General features: G+C 47.9%; 1 protein-coding gene. It reads right to left on the reverse strand.

What is annotated here, in order from left to right; genetic code table 11:
- The coding region (locus POF52_RS30920; RefSeq protein ID WP_271998180.1) for a tandem-95 repeat protein at positions 1–778 on the reverse strand (778 nt) is incomplete at both ends.

Consider the following 778-nt stretch of genomic DNA (forward strand, 5'->3'; position numbering starts at 1 on the left):
AACCGTTGGTGCATCATTCACCGGCGTGACAATCACCGTCACCGTGGAAACGGCTGTTCCTCCTTGACCGTCTGATACCAGCACGGTAAACTGATCGGTTCCGTTAAAATTTAAATTCGGCTGGTAGCTAAAGGTTCCGTCGGCATTCACTACGGCTACTCCGTTGCCAGGTGCAGCTTGCAGGCTAAAGGTTAATGGATCTCCATCTGGATCTACCGCCACAATTTGATTGATTAACGTGCTGTCTTCCGCAATCGTAAAACTGACATTGGACGTAATCGGTGGATCATTTACTGGGATGACATTGATGGTTACCGTAGAAACGGCCGTTCCTCCCTGACCATCTGATACCAACACCGTAAATTGATCACTTCCATTAAAATTAAGATTTGGCTGGTAGCTAAACGTTCCATTGGCATTTACTACAGCTATTCCATTTGTGGGCCTGTTTTGCAACTGATAACTAAGAGGATTTCCGTCTACATCTGTCCCTACTATGGCTCCTACTACGGGACTGTCTTCCTGCGTACTGAACGTGTAGTTTGGCACCGTTGGTGCATCATTCACCGGCGTAACAGTGACCGTCACCGTGGAAATGGCCGTTCCTCCATGGCCATCTGATACCAACACGGTAAACTGATCGGTTCCGTTAAAATTTAAATTCGGCTGGTAGCTAAAGGTTCCATTGGCATTCACTACGGCTACTCCGTTGCCAGGTGCAGCTTGCAGGCTAAAGGTTAATGGATCTCCATCTGGGTCTACCGCCACAACTCGATTC

This window comes from Priestia sp. AB (assembly GCF_028369225.1).
GTDB lineage: Bacteria > Bacillota > Bacilli > Bacillales > Bacillaceae_H > Priestia > Priestia megaterium.